At 57.8% G+C, this 23,581-nt stretch carries 19 protein-coding genes, 1 tRNA gene and 1 pseudogene; 5 read left to right on the plus strand and 16 right to left on the minus strand.

Annotated features, from left to right (window positions below; all coding sequences use genetic code 11):
- The first annotated feature begins 18 nt into the window (after positions 1 to 18).
- Entirely contained in the window at positions 19 to 1,239 is a 1,221-nt protein-coding gene (locus BBDE_RS05865; RefSeq protein ID WP_003840039.1) for an NADP-dependent isocitrate dehydrogenase, read from the plus strand.
- Positions 1,240 to 1,380: 141 nt separating this feature from the next.
- On the plus strand, positions 1,381 to 2,910 hold the full coding sequence (locus BBDE_RS05870) for a type 1 periplasmic-binding domain-containing protein (RefSeq protein WP_033488932.1): 1,530 nt from the start codon (positions 1,381 to 1,383) through the stop codon (positions 2,908 to 2,910).
- 87 nt (positions 2,911 to 2,997) lie between these two features.
- On the opposite strand, the gene BBDE_RS05875 is transcribed toward BBDE_RS05870, so the two are convergent.
- Both BBDE_RS05875 and BBDE_RS05880 read right to left on the minus strand, forming a co-directional pair.
- Positions 2,998 to 4,809, minus strand: a complete 1,812-nt coding sequence (locus tag BBDE_RS05875) for an AMP-dependent synthetase/ligase (protein ID WP_003840036.1) — start codon at positions 4,807 to 4,809, stop codon at positions 2,998 to 3,000.
- A 101-nt stretch (positions 4,810 to 4,910) separates the two neighbouring features.
- On the minus strand, positions 4,911 to 5,564 hold the full coding sequence (locus BBDE_RS05880; RefSeq protein ID WP_003840035.1) for a M23 family metallopeptidase: 654 nt from the start codon (positions 5,562 to 5,564) through the stop codon (positions 4,911 to 4,913).
- A 101-nt stretch (positions 5,565 to 5,665) separates the two neighbouring features.
- Here BBDE_RS05880 and BBDE_RS05885 point away from each other — a divergent pair, with 101 nt between their 5' ends.
- Positions 5,666 to 6,043: a transcriptional regulator gene (locus BBDE_RS05885; protein ID WP_171843645.1), complete on the plus strand. Its 378-nt coding sequence runs from the start codon at positions 5,666 to 5,668 to the stop codon at positions 6,041 to 6,043.
- 32 nt (positions 6,044 to 6,075) lie between these two features.
- On the opposite strand, the gene BBDE_RS05890 is transcribed toward BBDE_RS05885, so the two are convergent.
- The 14 genes and pseudogenes from BBDE_RS05890 to BBDE_RS05960 form a co-directional block, all read right to left on the minus strand.
- Positions 6,076 to 6,151, minus strand: a tRNA-Asn gene (locus BBDE_RS05890).
- Positions 6,152 to 6,213: 62 nt separating this feature from the next.
- The gene (gene tsaD / locus BBDE_RS05895) at positions 6,214 to 7,257 is read right to left on the minus strand and encodes a tRNA (adenosine(37)-N6)-threonylcarbamoyltransferase complex transferase subunit TsaD (protein WP_003840033.1); all 1,044 of its coding nucleotides are present in this window, start codon (positions 7,255 to 7,257) and stop codon (positions 6,214 to 6,216) included.
- Between the two features lie 15 nt (positions 7,258 to 7,272).
- A complete protein-coding gene (rimI, locus tag BBDE_RS05900) occupies positions 7,273 to 7,770 on the minus strand; it encodes a ribosomal protein S18-alanine N-acetyltransferase (protein WP_003840032.1) in 498 nt (165 codons plus the stop codon).
- A gap of 10 nt (positions 7,771 to 7,780) precedes the next feature.
- On the minus strand, positions 7,781 to 8,548 hold the full coding sequence (gene tsaB, locus BBDE_RS05905; RefSeq protein ID WP_012902180.1) for a tRNA (adenosine(37)-N6)-threonylcarbamoyltransferase complex dimerization subunit type 1 TsaB: 768 nt from the start codon (positions 8,546 to 8,548) through the stop codon (positions 7,781 to 7,783).
- 69 nt (positions 8,549 to 8,617) lie between these two features.
- Positions 8,618 to 9,193 carry a tRNA (adenosine(37)-N6)-threonylcarbamoyltransferase complex ATPase subunit type 1 TsaE gene (gene tsaE / locus BBDE_RS05910; RefSeq protein WP_003840030.1) on the minus strand — a complete coding sequence of 192 codons (576 nt, stop codon included), beginning with the start codon at positions 9,191 to 9,193 and terminating at the stop codon, positions 8,618 to 8,620.
- Entirely contained in the window at positions 9,190 to 10,176 is a 987-nt protein-coding gene (gene holA, locus BBDE_RS05915; protein ID WP_167555763.1) for a DNA polymerase III subunit delta, read from the minus strand. Before holA ends, tsaE begins: the two co-directional genes overlap by 4 nt.
- Positions 10,177 to 10,217: 41 nt before the next feature.
- Entirely contained in the window at positions 10,218 to 11,825 is a 1,608-nt protein-coding gene (locus BBDE_RS05920) for a ComEC/Rec2 family competence protein (RefSeq protein WP_228369670.1), read from the minus strand.
- 110 nt (positions 11,826 to 11,935) lie between these two features.
- Entirely contained in the window at positions 11,936 to 12,331 is a 396-nt protein-coding gene (locus BBDE_RS05925) for a ComEA family DNA-binding protein (protein ID WP_003840027.1), read from the minus strand.
- 431 nt (positions 12,332 to 12,762) lie between these two features.
- Entirely contained in the window at positions 12,763 to 15,735 is a 2,973-nt protein-coding gene (leuS, locus tag BBDE_RS05930) for a leucine--tRNA ligase (RefSeq protein WP_003840024.1), read from the minus strand.
- Positions 15,736 to 15,807: 72 nt separating this feature from the next.
- A complete protein-coding gene (locus tag BBDE_RS05935) occupies positions 15,808 to 16,653 on the minus strand; it encodes a transporter substrate-binding domain-containing protein (protein ID WP_003840022.1) in 846 nt (281 codons plus the stop codon).
- 63 nt (positions 16,654 to 16,716) lie between these two features.
- Entirely contained in the window at positions 16,717 to 17,667 is a 951-nt protein-coding gene (locus BBDE_RS05940; RefSeq protein ID WP_003840021.1) for a magnesium transporter CorA family protein, read from the minus strand.
- 207 nt (positions 17,668 to 17,874) lie between these two features.
- On the minus strand, positions 17,875 to 18,702 hold the full coding sequence (locus BBDE_RS11565) for a histidine phosphatase family protein (RefSeq protein WP_003840020.1): 828 nt from the start codon (positions 18,700 to 18,702) through the stop codon (positions 17,875 to 17,877).
- Positions 18,703 to 18,913: 211 nt separating this feature from the next.
- Positions 18,914 to 19,594 (minus strand): annotated as a pseudogene (locus BBDE_RS11570) (class C sortase); the annotation flags it as partial.
- Positions 19,595 to 19,606: 12 nt separating this feature from the next.
- Positions 19,607 to 21,403 (minus strand): isopeptide-forming domain-containing fimbrial protein, encoded by a 1,797-nt coding sequence (locus BBDE_RS05960; protein WP_228369671.1) that lies wholly within the window; start codon positions 21,401 to 21,403, stop codon positions 19,607 to 19,609.
- Positions 21,404 to 21,511: 108 nt separating this feature from the next.
- Here BBDE_RS05960 and BBDE_RS05965 point away from each other — a divergent pair, with 108 nt between their 5' ends.
- Entirely contained in the window at positions 21,512 to 22,783 is a 1,272-nt protein-coding gene (locus tag BBDE_RS05965; RefSeq protein WP_003840013.1) for a sensor histidine kinase, read from the plus strand.
- Positions 22,780 to 23,559 (plus strand): response regulator, encoded by a 780-nt coding sequence (locus tag BBDE_RS05970; RefSeq protein WP_003840011.1) that lies wholly within the window; start codon positions 22,780 to 22,782, stop codon positions 23,557 to 23,559. The genes BBDE_RS05965 and BBDE_RS05970 overlap by 4 nt, the downstream gene beginning before the upstream one ends.
- Positions 23,560 to 23,581 lie beyond the last annotated feature (22 nt).

The following is a 23,581-nucleotide window of genomic DNA, read 5'->3' on the forward strand; positions in this document are numbered from 1 at the left end:
CCGACAGGAGGGCAACACATGGCCAAAATCAAGGTCGAAGGCAAGGTCGTCGAACTCGACGGCGACGAGATGACCCGCGTCATCTGGAAGGACATCAAGAATCGTCTGATTCTGCCGTATCTCGATGTGGATCTCGACTATTACGATCTGGGTATCGAGAACCGTGATGCCACCGACGATCAGGTGACCATCGACGCGGCCAAGGCGATCCAGCGCGAGCATGTCGGCGTCAAATGCGCCACCATCACACCGGACGAGGCCCGCGTCAAGGAGTTTGGCCTCAAGAAGATGTGGAAGTCCCCCAACGGCACCATCCGTAATATCCTTGGTGGCACCATCTTCCGCGAGCCGATCGTCATGAGCAACGTGCCGCGTCTGGTTCCAGGCTGGACCAAGCCGATCGTCGTGGCCCGCCATGCCTTTGGCGACCAGTACAAAGCCACCGATTTCAAGGTGCCAGGGGCCGGTACGCTCACCGTCACCTTCACCCCGGAAGACGGTTCCGAACCGATTGAGCATGTGGTCTACAACTATGGTGCCGACGGCGGCGTGGCCCAGGTGCAGTACAACGTCAACGATTCGATCCGCGGTTTCGCACGTGCCTGCTTCAACTATGGCCTGATGCGCGGCTATCCGGTGTACCTATCCACCAAGAACACGATTCTCAAGGCATACGATGGTCAGTTCAAGGACATCTTCGCCGAGGTCTTCGAAACGGAGTACAAGGGTAAGTACGAAGCGGCCGGTCTGACTTATGAGCATCGTCTGATCGACGATATGGTGGCCAGCTCCCTCAAGTGGCACGGTGGCTATATCTGGGCCTGCAAGAACTATGACGGCGACGTGCAATCCGATTCCGTGGCACAGGGCTTCGGTTCACTCGGTCTGATGACCTCCGTGCTCATGACCCCCGATGGCCAGACCGTCGAAGCCGAGGCCGCACACGGCACCGTGACCCGTCACTATCGCCGTTGGCAGAAGGGTGAAAAGACCTCCACCAATCCGATCGCATCCATCTTCGCGTGGACCGGTGGCCTCAAGCACCGTGCGGATCTCGACAATACGCCAGAAGTCAAGCATTTCGCCGAAACGCTGGAGAAAGTCATCGTCGACACCGTGGAAGGTGGCAAGATGACCAAGGATCTGGCCATGCTGATCGGCCCGGATCAGCCTTGGCTTGACACCGAAGGCTTCATGGACGCCCTTGACGAGGCACTTGCCGCGGCTCTGACGGCATAGGAGCCCCCTCCTTCCCCGTTTCATATGTTTACGGCCTGAATATGTGCGCATTCACGCATATGTTCGGGCCTTTTCGATGACCGGATATTACAATCATGGTCAGCATAGGAATATCAGAGACACCAGCGAAGGAACGACGGCATGACATTGCACTGCACGGCTATGGCGAAACGACTGCTCGCATTGACGGTATCGGCGGGGTTGCTCCTGACCATGACCGCCTGTTCGACATCGGGCGACGACGTCTCGTCGACAACGTCATCCTCCACCAGCGCATCCAGCACGACGGAGGATGGCAATGTCGTGATCTTCGCCCCCTCGGACGGCATCACCATCTCGCAGCAAACTCCCTTGAGCAAATGGGAAAAACTGGTGCCGGAGATTGTATCCTCCTTGAAATCCAAAGGCGTAAGCGGCGGGAACATCACCGTCAAAACCGCTTCGAGCCTAGATAAGCAAAGCCAGAACGTACAGGATTACGTGGTGAATCATGTGACGGGCTCCGCCAAGAAAACGAAGACCACGCTAGTTGTGGCCCCGGTGGCGAATACCACCGAATCAGACAGGCAATACGGCGATTATGTGAGCCGCGCCATCACCTGGAACGAGGATTCCTCTGATGAGGACGAGCAGGATTACGCGCAATCCGCGGAACGAATGGTCGCGGCACTGCGACTCGCCCAGGATGAGGGAATGAAGGTGGTACTGATCTCCAACAGCCTACAGGGGTACGTTCCGGATGCCTTCGTGAAGATGTCCGACGCCGAACAAATCGGTATGCTGCAGGCTCAGAAGCTGGTGAACAAGCTGGCTTTGGATAAGACGAGTTCGGATAATCCAAAGCATATCGAGGTGTTGCTTCCCTACGATACGACCGATGAGAACGGTCAGAATGCCGATGCGACTTTCGCGCAATCGGTGTTCAAAGGCATCTGGAAGGTGCTGAGCCCGTACTTCAAAGACGGCAAAGCCATAAGTCCATCCGGCAAACTGACTGCTTCCAGCACCGATGACGACTGGCGGGAAGTGGCGTTCGAAGCCACCAAAAGCGATCAGGTCAAGCAGGCGCTGGCCGAACGCCTCGGCATGGATAAGGACAAATCTCGCCATACGCGTATCGACGGCATCATCGCCTGCAACGACTTCGTGGCGGACTCGGTCATCGCCGAGCTGACGGATTTGGCGTATACCGGTTCGGCGGCGGATGTCAATCCTTCGATCACGATTTCCGGAATCATGGACAATATCGCCGGCAAACATGATTTGAAGAAAAAAGCCGTCCCCGATCCCGTCAAGGCCCCGGAGTCAGATGACGATGATGAGTCCACCGACGATTCCGGCAAGGACGAATCCATCGACAAGAAGAATGCGCAATGGCCGATCGTCACTGGCTATGGAGCCTATGCGAGTTCCATGCCGAGCATCGTGAACGGTCAGCAATGGATGACCGCACTGGAGAATCGCAAGGCTTTTGCACAGGATATCGCCGAGGTGTGCGTACGTTTCAACGCGGCGCGGAAGATCAGCGGATTACGGTTCGTCGATACCACCACCGTCGGCGGCCAGAAGACGCCCACCATCCAGGAAGACACCTTGGCGGTCAGCGCCTATAATCTGAAAAACACGCTCATCGAACCGGGATACATCTCACTTGCCGATGCCGGCATGTGACCGATTCCATCGAATCCGTAAGTGGCGCAAGGGCCCGCACCGGAGATTGCGGTGCGGGCCCTTGCGCCACTTACGGATGATAGGAGCCTACTTTTTCGGCACGTAGATCACGGTGTCAATCAGCGATCTATAGTGTTCGACGACTGCTTGACGACGTGCCTTCATGCTCGGTGTGACCAAGCCGTTCCCCTCGGTGAACTCATCGGGCACAATCTCGAACTTTCGGATGGATTCGGCACGAGATACCAGTTCGTTGGCTTTATTGACGGCACGTTCCACCTCAGCCCGCACGATCGGGTTCTTCGTGGCCTCCTCAAGATTCTCCACACGTTCAGCGCCTTGCGATTCAAGCCACAGATTCGTCTCCGCCAGGTCAAGGGAGATAATGGATGCAATGAACGGCTTACGGTCACCTATCACCACACACTGACTCACCACTGGAGAAGTCATGATGGAAGCTTCCATCTCGCTTGGGGAGACGTTCTTGCCACCTGCGGTGATGATGAGATCCTTTTTGCGTCCGACAATGGACACGAACCCGTCATCGTCGATGGATCCGAGGTCACCGGTGTGCAGCCACCCATCGACGATCTGCTGCTCGGTAACGTCCGGATGGTTATGGTATCCCACGCATACGGCCGGGCTCTTGATACAGAGTTCGCCCGTCTCGTCGACGCCCATGGTCACGCCTTGCAATGGCAGACCGATGGTGCCGATCTTATAGCCGACCGTTGGATTCACGCTGGAGGGAGCGCAGGTTTCGGTCATGCCGTATCCTTCGAGCAAAGGCAGTCCCACGCCATTGAAGAAGTGCGCGATGGAGGAGTCGAGCGGCGCGCCGCCGGAAACTGCGTATTCCACATGTCCACCGAACACATCCATGATCGACGAATAGACAAGCTTGTCGTACAGCGCATGCTTCATACCAAGCGCCAACGGAATGCCCTCGCCTGACTGCTGGGCGTAGGACCAGTCGCGCGCCACTTGAGTGGCGCCTGCGAATACACGGCCCTTAAGGCCGGAACCGGCCTTTTGCGAGGCCGCATTGTAGATTTTTTCGAAGATCCGTGGCACGGCTAGGATGAATGTCGGTTTGAATGCCTGGAAATCGGCCAAGATGGTTTTGAGATTGCCAGACAAGCCCAGTGAAACATTGCCGGCGAAGCAGAAGAACTGCATATAGCGAGCGAACACGTGGGCCAACGGCAGGAACAGCAGCAGTCGACGATTTGGCTTCATGGCGATGTCAGGCATGGAATTGACACCGGAATAGGTGATGAACACGAAGTTCGCGTGGGAGAGCTCGATGCCTTTGGGCGTTCCCGTGGAGCCGGAAGTATATACGATGGTCGCTAGGTCGGAACCTTTGACGGCATGTTCGCGTTCATAGAATTCCGCATCGGATACGGAGCGGCCGTATTCGATGATGGTATCGATCGCACCGAACCGAATCACATAGACGTCGCCCAGATCAGGACATTGCGCACGAACCGATTCGATTTTGTCCCGCTGGCCGTCATCTTCGGCAAAGGCCATCTTGACCTTCGAATCGTTGAAAATCATCGTGACCTGTGCCGGTGAATTCGTCTCATATACGGGCACGGTAAGCGCGCCAATGGACATGATGGCCAAATCGAGCGCCGTCCATTGCCAGCAGGTATGCGCAGTGATGGATACCGAGTCGCCTGGCATGATGCCGCGTGCGATCAGGCCTTTTGCAATGGCTATGACCTTGGCTTGGAATTCGGCCGCGCTGAAGGACGACCACTCCCCTGCCTCGTTCTTATATTCGATCAGAGAATCGTTCGGCGCGCGCCTTACACGCTCCTCGAGAACCGAAAAGACGTTCTTGTCGGCATCGATCGACTGTTCCAAAGGACGCGTGTATTCCTTATACATGACGCTATTCTCCTCAATGCATGAACCTACAAATATGCATCATAGTCGAGCCGATCATATTACTCGGAATTCGCCACACTCCTTCGGCTTCTTCACCGGTGTCACCCATCTGGTTTCAGCGCGATCGTCACTGCCCTAACTTTCCCCTCCGGATCGGTATAACCGTGATCCGCACCCTTGAGCCCCCAGTGCAGGCAGACATCCGCGCAATGGTCGGAAGAACCTTCGACGTGCGCAAAGATACGCCCGCCTTTGACCATTGTTCCGACGGGGAGATCGGTGGTGGCCGGCTCGAAGGTGGAAGTCAGCTCCCCGTGCAGCGTACCGTGACGTATGGTGACCACTGATTTGCCTGCCACGCTTCCCGCAAAGGCAATCATGCCGTCCGCTGGCGCAAGGAGTTCTTCGCCTTCCTCCACGTTGAGATCGATTCCCCGATGCCCTGAGAGCCATTGTTTTTCAGGTGCTTGGTATCGCTTCATTATGCTGGCGTCCGACACGGGCCAACGCATGAGTGCGCTGCACTCGCCGCTCGAATATGATGTCGTGTTCGATGTCGAAGCCTGCGATGGCCGTACCATCATGCAGCAGATGATCAGCGCCGCGATCGTGGTGATCAGGCAGGAGATGATCGCCCGTCTGCCTTGCCGCTCGCAATCGTTGCGATCAGTGTCGCATTGGTATCGGTATCGTCGGATTCTACGCTGGTATTCCCGTTCGTTCACCATGGCTCCTTTGCCGTTTTCTGCCAGCATGAGGACCCTTTATCTTCCCCGTCAAGTCGAAACGGAGGTTGTGGTCGGAGGACGGTGGTTATCCACAGGCTCCGGGCGTGTCGCAACCTACGATGGAAGGCATGAGCGACAATACCACGCAACGTAAGGCCCTACGGCAGCTGGAAGATGAACCGGCCGATGAACGGATCGCCTACTATCGCAAACCGTTCATGGTGCTATGGGCCGCCGTGCAGGAAGCCTCGAGCGAATTGCAGGACGATTATTCGCTCTCCCCTGAACTATCACAGCTATGGGTCGCCGAACGCATCCGCCAGGTGGCGGATTCACTGGTGGACCGCTTGGCTGAAACGGCGATTGCCCACGGGGAATCCAAATCGAACGTGGCGCGCGCGGCGGGCGCCAGCCCCGCGAACGCATTGCGTCGTTTCCCCCGCCTTCGTGAAGGCGAAGGGCGTGAGCGTACGCTTATCGATGAGGTATTGGATTCACTGGAATGACAAAAGCCCTCAGTATTTCGAGGGCTTTCCTATGGCTCCTGCGACTGGGCTTGAACCAGTGACCGTCCGATTAACAGTCGGATGCTCTGCCAACTGAGCTACGCAGGAATGCGCTGTGCACAAGATGAAGATGATACTCCGGAATGGTGCTACTGCAAAACCTCAGCGTGTCACATGGAAATTCTGGTTAAAGGCATGGCGGAGTCGATCGGAAAATCCGGAGCGGACGGCTTGACTCCCGCTTCGACCAGATTGACACCCAACATGGCCACCATCGCACCGTTGTCGGTACATAGTTTGATACGGGGAACACGAACCTCGACCCCCCGTTCCTTGCCGACTTCCAACAGTTTGGCACGCAACTGGGAGTTCGCGGAAAAACCACCGCCGACAATCAGTGTGCCGGAATCATACTGTTCACAGCCTCGCATGGCTTTTTCGGCAAGCACGGTGGCAACGGAGTCGGCCAGCGAAGCGCACACGTCGTCGACGGGAATCTCAAGACCTGCGGTCTGACGCTGTTCAATCCAACGTGCGACGGCGGTCTTGACCCCGGAGAAACTGAAGTCGTATGGGTGTTGCCTTCCGGCTTTGCCTTGGGTGAGTCCCTGCGGCACCTTGATGGCATGTGGGTCGCCCGACTGGGCGTGACGGTCGATATGCGGGCCTCCCGGATAGGGGAAACCGAGCAGTCGTGCCACTTTGTCGAAGCATTCGCCGGCGGCATCGTCAAGGGTGGTACCGACCACATCGATGTGCCGGGCCACATCTTCAACGTGCAGCAGCGAAGTGTGGCCGCCGGACACGATCAGCGCAAGCGTGTCCTTGGGAAACGGGCCGAACTGCAGTTGGGTGACGGCGATATGCCCAATGACATGATTGATGCCATAGATCGGCTTGTTCGCGGCCCAAGCCAGCGCTTTCGCCCCGGAAACGCCGACGGCGAGGCAACCGGCAAGACCAGGGCCCGCGGATACGGCGATGGCGTCGATGTCGGACAGCGTCATATCGGCGTCGGCCAGAGCCTTCGACACGCATGGTACGAAAGCTTCGGCATGCGCCCGTGAGGCGATTTCCGGAATCACACCGCCGTAGCGCGCATGGTCGTCCATGGATGAGGCCACGACGTTGGAAATCAGCGTTCTGCCCTGCACTACGGCCGCAGCGGTTTCATCGCAAGTGGATTCGATACCGAGTACGATTGGTTCGCTCATTGGTTGGACACTCCGTTAGTTCTGTGGTTGGAAGCCGATGGTTCGTGGCTCAAGATCGAGGCTCATGGTGTAGGCATCGATTCCTTCGGGCTGGTAATACCGTTTGCGCAGACCCATCCTGATGAAACCGAAACGTTCATATAATCCCAATGCCGGCACATTGTCGACGCGCACCTCCAAGAGCATGCGTTTCGCGCCCTGCCGTTTGGCCGATTCGATCAAGGATTGCAGGAGCATCGCCGCAATTCCCCTGCGCTGAAACGACCTGCCGACGCCGATGGTCATGATCTCCGCATCATCACCGTCATACCAGAAGCCGGCATAGCCGCGAACGATCGGAATCCCATCGTCATCTGACGGTTCAATATCCAACAGGTAAGTACGTGCCGGCGCATTGAGTTCCTGCCGGACCGAATGTTCGCTCCAGGCGCCGTGACCGAACAGATCAGCCTCCAGTGCGACGATCTGTCTGATGGCCGCATCTTGTTCAACCTGCGTATGATCGACAATCATATTCGCTGCATCACTCCGTTTTATCGGCACCGGCATGGTTGAGCACATGCTTGAGCGGATTCGGTACGGATACGTCAGGACGTCGAAGATACAGCGGTTCAACGGGAACGGGACGGGCCAGCGACTCGTCGGATGTGGCGAATGAGGCGAACCGTTCCAATCCGTAGGCTCCTTTATCAAGCAGCGTATCGTCGGACACGGAGCCGAGCGCAGCCAGCGAATCCCATGTCATAGCGTATTTCGAAGCGCCATGGCCTACAACGTCGACCACATACCGTACGTTCGGACGATCCGCTCGTAGCAGTTCAACCGCGGCATCGACCCGTCGCACGATGGATTGCGGATAGTCGATGTCCATGCCGACCAATGTTCGGGGCATGGCGCTCCCCCGTGCCGAATCCATCAGCATGAAGTACAGTTGCCGACGACGGGCATCGTTGATTGCAAGCGTCAGATGGCACGCGTCATCACTGGCGTATTCATCGACCAGTTGCGTTTGCGGTGAAAGCGCATCCTGTCCCACCAGTTCGGCTCCGGTGGCGAATGCCAGCGCCTTGGCTGCTACGATGCCCGCTCGGAGTCCCGTGAACGGCGCCGGGCCAATGCCTACCACGATGCGCTCGATATCCGTGGGTCTGAGTCCCGCCTGTTCGACGGCATGGGCGATGTTCACCTGCAGTTTCTCGACATGCGTACGTGAATCGGTCTCCACTATGGGCTCATGCCCGACCACGCCGACCGTGGAACCGTACGAGGTGTCAATCACCAGTGTCTGCATTTTCAAGAACTCCTTGTGCCAAACCTCTAGATACTGTACAACCGACGCTAGAAGCGGCCAAAACAACGATCAGCGGGATCCGTTTGCGAAATCGAAGCCACTCCAGGCCGCGCCGATCGGAATCATGGTGATGATGCGCACGCCATCGCCGGTCAGTTCCCTGTCATCCCCCGCCGTGTCGACATCGATCGGTCTGTCGATATGGATTTCCAACCGTTCCGGCGCAAGGGCCGCAGCCATCTGCTCGCCCCACTCCATAAGAATTACCGTATTATCGCTTGGATCCTCCAACTCCTCATCCAGTCCCAGAGATTCGAGCTCATCCAGCAGCCGGCCCACGGCATCCTGTCCGGGAGCGTAGGCATTGCCTCCAAGACGATAGGCGTCAACGTGCACCAGATGTGCAGAAGACCCATCGGAGAAGCGTCCCTCAAGCTCGCGTGCAATGGTGAATGTCGGAGACACGATGGGCTCCGTGATGCCGAGCCCCGCGCCGAAACCTTGCGCGAATGTGGTTTTGCCGGCACCAAGCGGCCCGGAAAGCAGCACCACATCCCCTCCGTGGGTCAGTTTTGACAATCGTTCGCCGATTGCGCGCATATCGTCGCCGGTCTCGACCATCATAGTGATGCCGTTACTGTTCATGACCTGTTGATCCGTCCTTTTTGACTAATGAGTTCGATGGAGCGTTCCAGCGCATAGACCGGGTCTCCTCCACTGGTTTTGCTTTGCTCGTCCGCCCATGCAAGCATCTGGATGCATCGGCCCAGACCTGCCGAAGTCCATCCGGGAAGTTGCCGTGTGGCATTCTTGAGTGCCCACGGGTTCGTTTTCGCCTCTGCTTGAGAAATGGTACCGGCACGCACAGCCGACGCTTTGGCGAGCGTACGCAGCTTCATGGCAAGGGCTCCGATCAGCGCAATCGGATCGATGCCCTGCTCCACCGCTGATCGCATGGCGATGATGGCATCGGCGGAACGACCGGCCATGGCCTGATCGGCTACGACAAAACCAGTGACCTGCGGGTTGGAATCAAGATACTGGTTCACACGATTCAATCCCATTGGATCGTCGTCGAAATCAAAACACAGCTGGGCGACCATCGCAGCAAGCTCACCGGTTTTCTCGCCGAGTACGGCCACGAGCTGCTGTGCTGCCATCGGGTCCACACGACGGTTTCTACGATCGAAGCATTGCATGACGAAGTTGAGCTTGGCGTCGGCCTTTTTCAGATCGGGCACGACTTGTTTGTCGGCTCCGGCCTTCGTGAGCTGATCCACCAGTCGTTTGCCTTTGACTCCGCCTTCATGCTGGCAGATGACAATGCTGCAGTCCGTGGGATCCTTGCATGCCTGCCTGCAATATTCGACCATGGCATCACCAAGCTTTTCGTCGGTGCCTTGCAGGTTGACGATTTTCACGATCGCCCGATCGCTGAGCAACGAAGGACTCACCGCTTCGTCGAAAGCATAATGATCCGCGCCCATTGCATCCAATTCGATCAGTTCCGCATCAGGATACTTGCGTTGCGCGGCAACACACTGATCGCGCACCGTCTGTTCATTCAGATACGAATCCCCGCCAAAGACGATGTGAAATGGCGTATTCGTTGCGGATGTTTTCGGCATAGTATTCAATCTCGCCGCATCGGTGGACAAGCGTGCCATCATCAGCCGGCATCCCAATGCATGTTTTTCAACGCGGCGAACGTGAGCGTACCCCACAGGCGCAATCGATCCATGGGATTGCTCAGCATACGACGACCGGGCATGCCCTGTTCCGGCGTTCCCGCGCGTCTTGCGATGCGACGCATCAACCATACCGAACAAGCGCAGACCGACTCGACAGCCAGAACCAACATCGCGCCTGGTATGCCGCCGGCCCATGGGATGGTGGCGTGATTGCCCGATCCCAAATGCAACGATACGATCTCCATGATTGCGGTGCCGCAACCGGATAGCCACGCCAGCACGAACCCGATATCGGGCAGTATCCAAGACAAGGCCAATGACGCCAGTCCAGCCAACGTGGAAAAACCGACGACAGGTGAGACCACAAGATTCGCCAGAATCGAAAATACCGGCAGCTCCGGTTCGATCAGCACCTGTAACGGCAAGGTGAACAGTTGTGCGGCGATGGTCATGCCTGCAGCCTGTGCCACGAATAGCGGCAACATCGCTTTCAGCCAATCGGTCATACGGTCCGCGAACAGCACTATGCCCAGCACCGCGGCACACGAAAGTGCAAACCCGAAGCTATATGACATGTACGGCTGGATAAGCAACACGCCCATAGCGGTCCAGCATAAGGTACTTAGCGCCTGCCCACGCCGTCCTACAAACAGACAGGTCGCGCCGGCCAGTCCCATCAGTAACGCACGGAAGACGGAATCCGAAGGAAACATGCAACAGGACAATGCAATGTAGGAAAGACCGGTCAGTATTGCCGTAATTCTTCGTGGTATTACGAAAAACGCGCAAATCGTACGGACCAGCGTGGCGACCACGGCAAGATGGCCGCCGCTGACCGCCATCAGATGCAGAATTCCCGATTTCCGGAAATCATCCTCCAATCGGCCGGCATAGGTGGCATCGATGCCGGATCCATCGGTCGAGTCTTCCGTCGGCACGTAATCCTGTCCGAGAATGCCCAATGTCAGCCCGGGAACCAGCACCTTGCCCTGATCCGAAAGCCTGCCGGTCTGTATGAAAAAGGAACGTTGCATCACATCGACAAGACGGAAGACGGCATTCGGCGCGCGAATCATCCGAATGTCGTCCACATCGGTCAGCCATATCGGCATGCTGCCATAGTCGGATGGCATCAGCATGCCGTCCAACTGGTATGTGCCGTCCTGCCGCAACATGGCGCAGTCGGGCTGATCGGCGTATACCCGTATACGACTGACCGATGCCCGAACGAGCTGGCCTTCGGTCACGGTTTGCAATACGGCATCCGCTTGGCAGTCATTGGCGCGCCTGTTCGAGGCAACCGTCGGCGAAACGACATGCAGCCGCACCGTAACCGGCGTTGTTCCCTTCCTCGCCAGCGACGAGGACACGTCATTCCACTGCACAAGATCATAGGTCAGTGCGGTGCAGGAGCATGCCAGCACGGCGGCGATGCATACCATGGCACCACTGTGCCAAGCCATCAGCTTGGCGGCGTTCGGGCCGCGCAGTCTCAACGACGCCAATCCCACACCGGCCACCACAGCCATCAGCAATATGATGGCGATTAGTGCCGGGCCTGCGTGTGTTCCGTTCGCCGTCATCATTGAGAACACAGCATGCGTGAGGAGACTCGCCGACCAACCCAGCACTGTCACGGGCAACAGGCGCCAGTCCCTGCTGCCTCGCTCACGTTCGGACCACCGACCTTTCCCGTTCATCGCACGCATACCTGATCACGGAATTTGGCCAACGTCTTGCTTCCGATGCCTTTGACCTCCATCAGCTGATCCACATTGTCGAAACGACCGAACTGCATGCGGTAATCAAGTATGCGTTGCGCGGTAACCGGACCGATTCCCTCCAGCGTCTGCAGTTCCTCCAAGCCTGCGGTATTGAGGTCAAGAAGGTCGGAAGTGGGATCGGCATCGGTCGATTCGGATCGTGCCGTATCCGGCTGTGCGGATGAGGCGGATGTCGACGGCGATGTGCCGGATGAAGGATGTGCGGTTTGCCGTACCGTGGGTTGCGTGGATTGCAGTTGTGCATAGTGGGTCGCCTGTTGGATAAGCATGGTCAGGCTTGCGCATAACGCGCAGGTCAGGGTCAGCATCGCAATGACCGCATGAATCGGCTGAAATATGATGCGTGGCTTATCTCTTCGGCTGCGATTGAGCGGCTCTTCGGAGTCTGATGGCTGGACACCCGCCAAATCGGCCAGTGATGGTTTGGCTGCAACGGCACGCCGCACTTGCGATGATGCCCGGGCGTACGATCGTGCGGGTTGAGGACAGTACGCAGACGGATGAGGCTCAGGCCTTGACGTTGTTTCGGGAGCATTCAACCGTTGCAGCCGCGTCATCGGTGCGGCTGCGCCCATATGCTTCTTTCTGATAACGAAAACGCCCATGACTCCACGCTGATGGAATCATGGGCGTTTGTCCAGTCGAAACGGCCCTTGTGGTCGAAGGACGTCAGTTATCCACAGGCTCGGCGTGTCGCCAAGCGGGAGAACGATTCAGTCCTTTCGAAGGCCTTCGGTCGTCATTCCGCGGGGACGATCGAAACGATCTTCGGCGCTTTGACGATCACCTTGCGTGGCTCCTTGCCGCCAAGACGGTCGGCGACCGCTTCGAGGGCCATCTGCTCAAGCTCCTTCGGATCGATATCCGGAGTGACCTCGAGTTTGGCACGCACCTTGCCTTTGATCTGCACCACTGCGGTAACGGTGTCCTGGCCGACATAACGTTCATCGGCCTTAGGCCAGTCGGCATGGGCCAGCGATTCGTCATGGCCGAGCCTGTTCCACAGTTCTTCGCAGATGTGCGGTGCAATCGGTGAAAGCATCAGAATCAGCGGTTCGATGGCGGCACGCGGCACATCATCAAGGCCAGTCAGATGATTGTTGAGCACAATGAGCTTGGCGATGGCGGTGTTGGGGCGCATGGCCTCCATTTCCACGGTCACGTCGGCAATCGTGTTGTTCAGGAGTTTCAGGGTCTTGGAGTCGAGGTCACCCTCGCTGACGCGAACCTCACCGGTGGTCTCGTCGATGACGTTACGCCACAGACGCTGCAGGAAACGCATGGAGCCGACCACGTTGCGGGTGTTCCACGGACGGGATTCGGCCAGCGGTCCCATGCCCATCTCGTATAGGCGGAAGGTATCCGCGCCGTAGTTCTCGTACATGTCATCCGGGGTGATGATGTTCTTCAGGCTCTTGCCCATCTTGCCGAACTCGCGGTTGGCGTGTTCGCCGTTCCAGGTGAAGGTCGGTTCGCCATTGGCATCGGCAGGACCTTCCACCACTTCGGCGGCCGGCACGTACTGGCCACGGTCGTCGGTGTAGGCATAGGCCTGGATCATGCCCTGATTGAACAGCTTATGGAACGGTTCGGCGGAGTCGACGAAGCCGAGGTCGAAGAGCACCTTGTGCCAGAAACGCGAATACAGCAGATGCAGTACGGCATGCTCCACGCCACCGATGTACAGGTCCACGCCACCGGCCTTGCCGGTGGTCTCGTTATGGTTCGGACCCATCCAGTAATCGTATTCGTCCTTCTCCACCATGTGTTCGGTGTCGGTCGGATCGAGGTATCGCATGTAATACCAGCAGGAGCCGGCCCAGTTCGGCATGGTGTTGGTGTCACGGTAGTAGGTCTTCTTGCCGTCGCCCAGATCAAGCTCGACCTTGACCCAATCCTCATTGCGGCTCAACGGTGCTTCCGGGTTGGATTCGGCATCTTCGGGGTCGAAGGTCTTCGGGCTGTAGTCCGGCACATCCGGCAGGTTGATCGGCAGCTGTTCGTCGGGCAGCAGATGCGGGGTGCCGTCCTCACCGTAGACGATCGGGAACGGCTCGCCCCAATAGCGCTGGCGGCTGAAGAGCCAATCGCGCAGACGGTAGCTGACGGTGCCCTTGCCGACACCTGCGGATTCAAGCCATGCATTGACCTTGTCAATGGCCTCGTCGACGCGCAGACCGTCGAGACTCAGGGCATCGCCCTTGGTCTTGGTGGACGCTACGGAAGAGTTGATCACGATGCCGTCGTGGGAGACGAACGGAGCCTTGCCCTCGTAGTCGGCCAGGTCATCGCCGGATTCCGGCAGTGGCTTGACGGTATATATGACCGGCAGACCGAACTTGACGGCGAAATCATAGTCACGCTGATCGCCACCCGGCACAGCCATGATGGCACCAGTGCCATAATCCATGAGCACGTAATCGGCGGTGAACAGCGGCAGCTTGGCTCCGGTAATCGGGTTGATGGCATACAGGCCAGTGAACAGACCCGTCTTTTCGCCCGCCTCGTCGACACGGTCCTTGGCGGTCTTGGCTTCGGCGGCCAGACGGTAGGATTGCACGGCTTCGACCGGAGTGGCATAGCCACCCTTCCAGTTCTCCGGGGTTTCGGCAGGCCACTCGTCGGGGACATCGGCGAGCAGGTGGTGCTCCGGAGACACGACGGCGAATGTGGTGCCGAACAGGGTGTCGGGACGAGTGGTGTAGATCTCCATGTCCCTGATACCGTTCGGGGTTTCGACGGTGAAATGCACGGAGGCGCCATGGGACTCGCCAATCCAGTTACGCTGCATCAGCTTGACTTTTTCCGGCCAATCGATGCCGTCGAGATCCTCGATCAGACGGTGACCGTAGGCGGTAATGCGCATGGACCATTGGCGTAGCTCGCGCTGGAACACCGGGAAATTGCCTCGTTCGGACTTGCCTTCGGCGGTGACCTCCTCGTTGGCGAGCACGGTACCCAGTCCCGGACACCAGTTGACCGGGGACTTAGAGATGTATGCCAGACGGAAGTCGTTGAGCACATCCGCCCGTTCGGCTTCATTCAAGTCGGCCCAGGACCTGCCCTCACAACCCGGAATGGCGCGCGCACCGGATTCGAACTGTTCGACCAGCTCGCTGATCGGTCTTGCGCAGCCTTTGGAACCGCTCGGATTGACGGCTTCCTCGTCATACCAAGCGTCATAGATGCGTGAGAAGATCCACTGGGTCCAACGCACATAACCCGGATCGATGGTGGCGAAGGAGCGACGGTTATCAAAGCTCAGACCCATGCGATGCAACTGGCGGCGCATGTTGGCGATGTTCTGTTCGGTGGTGATGCGTGGATGCTGGCCGGTCTGTACGGCGTACTGCTCGGCGGGAAGGCCAAAGGCGTCATAGCCCATGGCATGCAACACGTTCTCACCCTTCATGCGGTGATAACGGCTGACCACATCGGTGGCGAGATACCCCAGCGGGTGGCCCACGTGCAGGCCCTTGCCCGATGGATATGGGAACATGTCCATGGCGAAGTAGGATGGACGGCCTTCCGCGTTGTGGCCCTTGCCATCCTTCAGCTCGCCATTGACGTTGGCCGCCCAGAACGTACCCTCGTCATCCCAGATCTTCTGCCATTTCTCCTCAACGCCTTGAGCCAGCTTCGCATTGTAGCGAAACGACGGCTCGGCGGATTCGTTCGACTGCGCCTGTGCGCTTTTCTCGGTGTCATTCATAATGCATGAAACTAGCCGCGCAACTGGACACTTGGCAAGGCGATAATCATTATCCAAGAAGCGGCATGCAGATTAGTTTTTCCGCCGCACCGTAGGCGGGTTCGACGAAACGTCGACGGTGTATCCGATATCCTGCTTCAGGGCTTGCACCGCACTCGACCATGAACCGTCCGCGACCATGGCTTTGAGTGCCGCGTCAATCTGTCCGACCAGCTCGCTCTTACCATTCCTGACGGCGATGCCATAGGATTGTTCGCCGAACGGTTCGCCGACCACCTTCAGGTAGCCGCCTCCCCTGTCGGCCGCAAGTCCCGTAAGAATGGCGTCATCGGAGATGATGGCGTCGGCTTCGCCTATCATCAGCGCCGTGACGCACTGCGGATAGGTGTCACGTTCCTCGACCGTCATCTTGTCGGTCAGGTTCCGCATATCGGAGCCGGAGATGGATCCCTTGGCCGTGCATACGGTTTTGCCGTCCAGATCATCGACACTCAGGATCCCATCCTTATCATCGGCACGAATCAGCAAATCCCGACGTACCGTAAGATACGGTCCGGCAAAGGTCACTTCGTCGTCATGGTCGGTGTTCGTCGCGAAGGAATCCACGACCATATCGACATCCCCCGAAGTCAATGCCGAAACGCGAGTCGAGGGAATCACCTTTGCGAACACGACCTGCTTGTCGGCAAATCCTAGGTATTGTGCGACGTATCGGGCTACGGTGATGTCGAACCCGGAATAATCCTTACCGTGCAGCAAGCCGAGTCCCGGCTGATCGGTGGCTACGCCGATGGTGATGGTCGGCCCCTGCGCCTGGCCGTTGGTCACCACAGAGATGGAGGTGCCGCATGCGCTCACGCCAACCACAATCGACGCGGCACACAGCATCGCCGCAATGTTCCGTATCCCGTGCGTCATGTAACCGCCCTCCGAACACCCATCATGCGCCGGCGGCGGGACCACCGGCCGGTGACGCACAATCTACTTGAACATGCGTGAACGAGTAAGGAACCAAGTGACGATTCCCGAAAGCACCAGTGAGATCAGGATGATCACCACGAAGCCCCACGGCTTGTCGGACAACGGCATGCCCAACATGCCTTGCTGGAAGTTCATGCCGTACATGGAGAAGATCAACGTCGGTATCGACAGCGTGATGGAGATGATGGTGAAGATGCGCATCACGTTGTTCAGGTTGTTCGACACGATCGACGCGAAGGCGTCGGTCATGTTCGCAAGAACGCCGCTGTAGATGTTGGCCATCTCGATTGCCTGCTTGTTTTCCGTGATGACGTCGTCGAGCAGATCCTCATCCTCCGGGTACTGCTTGATACGGGGCAGGGTCGTTAGCTTCTCCATCACGATTTCATTCGATTTGAGTGACGTGGTGAAGTAGACCAAGGTCTTGCTCAGTTCAAGTAGCATGAGGATCTCACGATTCTGCATGGAATGGCGCAGTTTCAGTTCGAGCTTGTCGCTCTCGCGGTCGATGATGCGTAGGTAACGCAGATACATGGTGGCGTTGCGGTAGAGGATCTGCAGGATGAAACGCGTTTTCATGTACGTGTTGAAACCGCGGATGGTACCTTCCATGAACGGATGCAGCACCGGGGTGTCCTGCATGCAGACGGTGATGATCATCGACTGCGTGATGATGATCGACAACGGGATGGTCTCGTACCAGTCACGACCGCCGCGTTCCTCGACGGTCGGGATGTCAACGATGATCATCGTGTAATCATCCTCGACATCGACTCGCGAGCGCTCTTCGTCATCCAGCGGGGCGCGCAGGTCGGCCAGGTCGATGCCGGTTTCTTGGGCGACGCTGGCGAGCTCCACGTCGGTTGGTTCGGACAGGCACAGCCAGGAGCCGTTCTCAGGTTTTTGAATCTGTTCCACCTGGCCGTTAATCGTTCTGAACATTCTCAACATGTCTCTCACCCGCCTTTCGCGCTTTCTGACGTTCTATCGCTGTACGGTAGCCCGAGATCCGCGGCAGGAAACCGTGTGACCGGGCATACAACCTCATTAAGGATAGTCCTATGCGCAGAATTTGCGATGCGCAAGGTGAAACGTTAACCGACTGTTCATGTTCCGGCTGTGGAATCGGGGTTTCTCGGGGTGTGTCCGTGAGCCCCTTTACTGCATGATCGGTTTCCATTGCGGCATGTTCGGTTCTCTGAGGTCGTCGGGTCCGTTCTCCCAGTCGGTGAATGCTGCAATGGCCGGACCTTGGTTGAATTCGTCAAGTGTCCATCGGGGTCGTTCCGCATCGCCGGCAGGCGTCATGCGTGACCAGAAGGCGTTGCGCATGGAGCCAAGGTTGTTGAGACTGTCGGGGTCCATGCCGAGCAGTGTTTCGATGGTGGCGACGATCCAGGATCCGTGGCCGACGATAAGCAGTGTGGTCGGCACGATGTTTTCGCGGTGTCGGTCAAGAATGTCGAGCACCGCCCGGCTTCCTCGTTGTCCGGTGTGGGTGCGGCTTTCCACGCCATGGTTGAGTTCTCCGCCGGTATGTGAGCGCCATGAGTCGTAGTCCGGGGCGTTGGCTTCTCGTATTTCCTCACGGGTCATGCCTTCCCACTCGCCGAAACTGCGTTCGCGTAGCCTGGAGTCGTATTCGACGGGCAGGCCGAGCAGGTTGGCGAAGGCGCGCGCGGTCTGTTGTGCGCGGAACAGGTCGGAGGAGATGATGGTCATCTGGCGTTTCGATGCCGGCGCTTGTGTGATTTCGTTCGGGTCGGCGAGATGCGCGTCCGGTCCGGTTGGTTGTTGCAGGGTTTCGGGATGCTGTGCCTGATTGGTGATTTTCGCCCAGTAGTATCGGCGGGCAAGTTCGTAGGCGCTTTGGTCCACCTGCCATCGGCCGACGATGTCGAGGGGGATGTCGATTTGGCCTTGCAGTCTTCTGCCAAGGTTGTAGGCGGTTCTTCCGTGGCGTAGGAACAGTACTTCGTCGATCATGATGCTCATTGTATCCGTGGGGGCGTCTGCGCCAGATGCGTCGGTAATGGCGGATGATGGCGATGGTGCCGCTCCAGATGATGGCAAGTATCGCTCCCGTCGAGGCAAGGACGTTGGCTATGGCGCATCCGGGGTCTTGGGATCGTTCATCGTGGTTGGGTATGCGGGTGCCGGTGACGAGCAGTCTATGCGTGTTGATGCCGTATGGCGTGCAGGTGAGCAGTGTGACCTTGTCTTGCCCGGTTTCCGGTTTGACCCAGCTTACGTCGTCAGGAGTGACGGTGCGTATGGATTCCACTCGGTAGGTAAGCGTTTCGTCTAGTGTCGTGAGGGTGAATTCATCGCCTTTCCTGGCTTGGTCGAGCTTGGTGAACATGAGTTTGTCGGCCAATCCCCTATGTGCGGTGATTACGGCATGGGTGCCTTTGCCGCCTATGGGCAGCGATGTTCCTTGCCAGTGTCCTGCGCCGGCCGCAAGCGAGTTCTCGTCGGCACCGTGACAAATCGGCAGATTGATGCCCAACTTCGGGTATGCGATCGTGGACATGATATCGCTGGGCGGTATGACGAGCTGTTGGGCGTATTCCGGTATGGTTTCGGTTTGCCGTGCCGTTTCGGACTCGAGGTCATTGCCGCTGGCGAGCCGTTCATTGTACCGGCGCGCGTCGGTTTTCGTCTGCGTGATGATTGCGAGCGCCGTATCGTTCACGGCGCTCGCATACGCACGCGTGTCGAACATTTGTTCGATATCGTCGATGGTGCGCAGGGTGAGCGGAAGGCTGACGAGCAGGGCCGTGGCCAGCAGCATTGCCGTTCCCGCAAGCCAGCGTATGCGTAGCCGCAAGGGTGGTTCATGCCTGTGCCGTGCCTTGCCTGTCCGCCTGTCCATCATTGCGAATTCCGTCTATCGGTCGGCGGATTCTCGTGTGATGCGCAGCAATGCGAGGCCTCCGGATAGCAGTGCCGCGGCCAGTAGGAGGATTGCGGTCAGTCCGGCCGCACCGGTCAATGGCATTTGCACTATCGATCGCACGTTGGTGACGGTCACGGTTTGCGTTCCGTCAAGTTTGATCAGCTTGTTGGGGTCGGATTTCACTTCCACGCCGTACGTCCCCTGTTGCTGGTTGACGTGTACGTTGATGACGGCGCTTGGCAGCATCAGTGATGAGAAACCTTCCGGGGCCTTCTTTTCGCTGATGGTGTATTCGCCGTTCAATCCTCTGATGCTTACATTGCCGGCCAGGATCGTCGTGGTGGTCAGTTTCGCCTCATCCTTGTCCGTGGCGAGACGGTAAGTGCCGTCGTCGATGCGGATCAGTTTCAGGGGCTCTCCTCCATTCGCACCTTCGGCAATGGTGAATTCGGCACCGCTGAGGTCTTTGCCGTCGGAGTCCACTTTCTTCAGGTTCACGGCGCCTGTGCAGACGTTGACTTCGTTGCCGGGCACATCGTTATGGTCGTTCCACGAATTCGGGTTGTGCGAGTATTCGAGGCTGATGGAATTGGGGTTGCATTGTGGCGCGATGGCGGCGTCTCCGTTGAGTCGCGCGGTGTAGGTGACGACGATTGTCGCCCCGACCGGCAGGGCTTGCTTGGAAGCGTCGGAGACGAGCACGTCGCCTTGTGCGTCGCCGAACAGCCAACTGACCGTATTCGAGGCTATGGTCTCATGGTAGAAGTCGGTCGGCAGGCTTTTGCCGTCAACGGTGATGGACTGTAATCCCGCATAGTCGATGCCCTTGCCGAAGGTATCGTTCAGTGCGAGGTAGTAGTGTTCGTATCCGGTCCAATTCGGGATTTTCTGCGTGATGCGGTAGGTTAGGTTCTTACCGATGGCTTCGGTGGTTCCCTCTTTCCATGCGTCGCCCTCCTTGACCCGCTTGTCGGGTGTTTCCACTTCGGAAAGCTTGTAGATGACCTGTCCGAGTTCGACGGTGCTGCCATCCGCCGTAATCAGTTGGTCTGCGCCGCTGACGCCGGTACCGTTCATCATCATGATTGACGCGGACTCGGATTGCTGCTCAACGGTGGCTGGAGTGCGGTCCACGACGGCGTAGATGCCCGGGGTCAGCACTGCTCCGGTTGAAATGGCGTCTCCGGCGGCATTGAGTTGCGTGAACTTCGTGCCTTGCTGTTGCTTGAACGCGTCCTGTTTGGCGAGGCTGTCGCAGAAATCGCGCAGTCGGCCGCCCCATGGATGAGTGTTCGCATCGGTGAGGGTCCTGACGACCCAGACCATGGGATCGAGTGTGCCGTTGACGTTCAGGTCTTTCTGCGTGGCGCCGATATCCTCGGCCGCCGACGCGATGGCATCGCGCAACGCGGGTATGGTGGTCAGGTCATATCCGACCATCTTGCCGTCGGTCACGTTGGCCGCGGTGTAGGAAGCCAACGGTATGGCCGTCAATGTCTTGCCTTTAAGACTCACCTGCGTGCCGGCCTGAACGCTCATGGATTGTTTGACTTTCAGGTCGGCCAATTGCGGTGTGGCCTGAGCCGCCGGCTGCAGGATCATCGCCGCGAGCGTCGCCATGCCAGGCCCGCCCATCGACGTCGTGTCGTTCGAGATGTCATGGTTCACCTTCTTTGGTCTATATGTCCTCGAATGGTCGTCATCGTCCACCCGTGCAGCCCAGCATGGCAGAACCTGTCCGCCCATGCCACCGGCTCGACGGATTCTGTGGATATGTGGATGAATCATGGTTATCCACCGCAATCCACACGCTCTTATGCCCCGTCTTGCACCCTCTTCTATACTGGTTCGTCAGGGGGGTGCGCAAGCGTGCCCCATTCGGGCAGAAGGGGCCTTATGGCTTGCAATACGATTAATTCCAGCATCGGAATCTTCACGCTGGCGATACTTGCGGTACTGATCGTCGCCGTGGCGCTCGGCGACGATACGCGCCGGAGTCGTATGGCATTCGCGGCGGTGCTGACACTGCACGCCGTCAACACGTTCGGAGGTCTGCTGGCCCAGAGGTTCACCGGTCTTGACGACACTTTCTCCATCATGATGACGTACATCGGCAACTATGGTACGTACATGGTGGGGCCTGTGGCCGTCACCGGCTTCATTCTGCTGGCATGTGCCAATCTGCCGACGGATCTTTCCCCGAAAGCGAGGCGTACGACCACCGGTCTCATCGTCATGCCGGGCGTTTTGAACATGCTGCTGATCATCCTCAACCCTTGGACCGGCTGGGTGTTCCGCATCGGGGAAGGCAATGCGTTCGCATGGGGGCCTCTGCACATGCTGCCGGATGACATGGCCGCACTGCAGATGCTGGTCTCCTTGCTGGTGGTGCCACTCGCGAATGCCGGAGGAGCCAAGCACGTCCTGCTGCAATGGCTGGCCCTGTTCATGCTACCGATCGCCGCTGGAATCGTGGAGAATCGCCATGATTCGTTGACGTTGATGTACCCGGCCATCGCGTTCTCCCTGATGATACTGTTCATTCTGCGGCGGCAAAGCAACGAAGAACGGCGAATCCTCGCCGAACATGAATTGGCGGAGAGCAAGGCGAAGCTGTTTACCGAGCAATTGCACCCACATTTCATCTTCAATTCGCTGACCGCCATCCAGGAGTTGTGCATGGAGGATTCCACCAGGGCGAGAAAGGCCGTGCAGGAGCTGTCCGTGTACCTGCGCTGCAACATCGATGCTGTCGGAGAATCCCAACTGGTGCCCGTGCGCAAGGAAATCCAGCATGTCAAGGCATACCTCGGCCTGGTGCAGACCGACACCCCGCACAGCATCAAAATATCCTGGAACATACGCACATTGGATTTCCGTCTTCCGCCACTCAGCATGCAGCCTTTGGTGGAGCATGCCGTCAAATTCCATCTTCCATACGCGTACGATCCGGCACTCGTCATCAAGGTATGGCACGATGACGTGGCTGACTACATCAGCGTGCATGACGATGTCGAATCCGAATGCCCCGAAGAAGCCGACCATCACACGGCCAGCCTGGATCGCGTGGCCAAACGGTTGGGTATCATCTGCAATGGTTCCCTCACATACGCCAGTGATCACGGAACGACTCTGACCATCACCATTCCCAAAGGCGGTAATGCATGAACATCCTCATCGTCGATGACAAGCAGCTTGCGATCAATGCATTATGCCGTATTCTGCGCGATGTCGAGCCTGACAGCACCTGCATGAAGGCGCTGTCGGCGCAACAGGCGTTGGACGAGGCTTCCCGAACCCATTTCGACGTGGTGTTTCTCGATATCGAAATGCCCGGCATGAATGGCATCGAATTGGCGCAAAAGCTCAAGGCAGGCAACGAGAGCATTAACATCATCTTCGTTACCGCCCATGCCGAGCACGCGCTCGAGGCACACGGCATGTACGTCAGTGGATTCCTGCTGAAACCCGCCAGCGAGGATGATGTGCGCACCGCATTGTCCAATCTGCGCAACCCCATCGAGTCGGAGAACGAGGAACGTATCACAGTACGCTGTTTCGGGGATTTCGATGTGTTTCATCACGGCGAACCGTTGAAGTTCGATCGCAACAAATCCAAGGAATTATTCGCGTATCTTGTGCATCGTAAAGGTGCACGCTGCTCCATCAGCGAACTCATCACCGCATTATGGGAGGATGCTTCCAACTCGGCGTCACGCCGCACCCAAGTACGCAATCTCATCCACGATCTGAAGACGACGTTGGAGCCGATCGGCCAAGATGACATCATCGTGCGCGGCCGTGACAGCGTGGCAATCAAGACGGAAGCGCTCAACTGCGACCTGTTCCGTTTCCTGAAGGGAGAGCCCGGCGCCGTGAATCTGTATCATGGCGAATACATGGCCCAATATGACTGGGCCGATATGACGGAAAGCATGCTGTAAAGCGTTCAATCCGCCATATCGG

The organism is Bifidobacterium dentium JCM 1195 = DSM 20436 (genome assembly GCF_001042595.1).
Taxonomy (GTDB): Bacteria; Actinomycetota; Actinomycetes; order Actinomycetales; family Bifidobacteriaceae; genus Bifidobacterium; species Bifidobacterium dentium.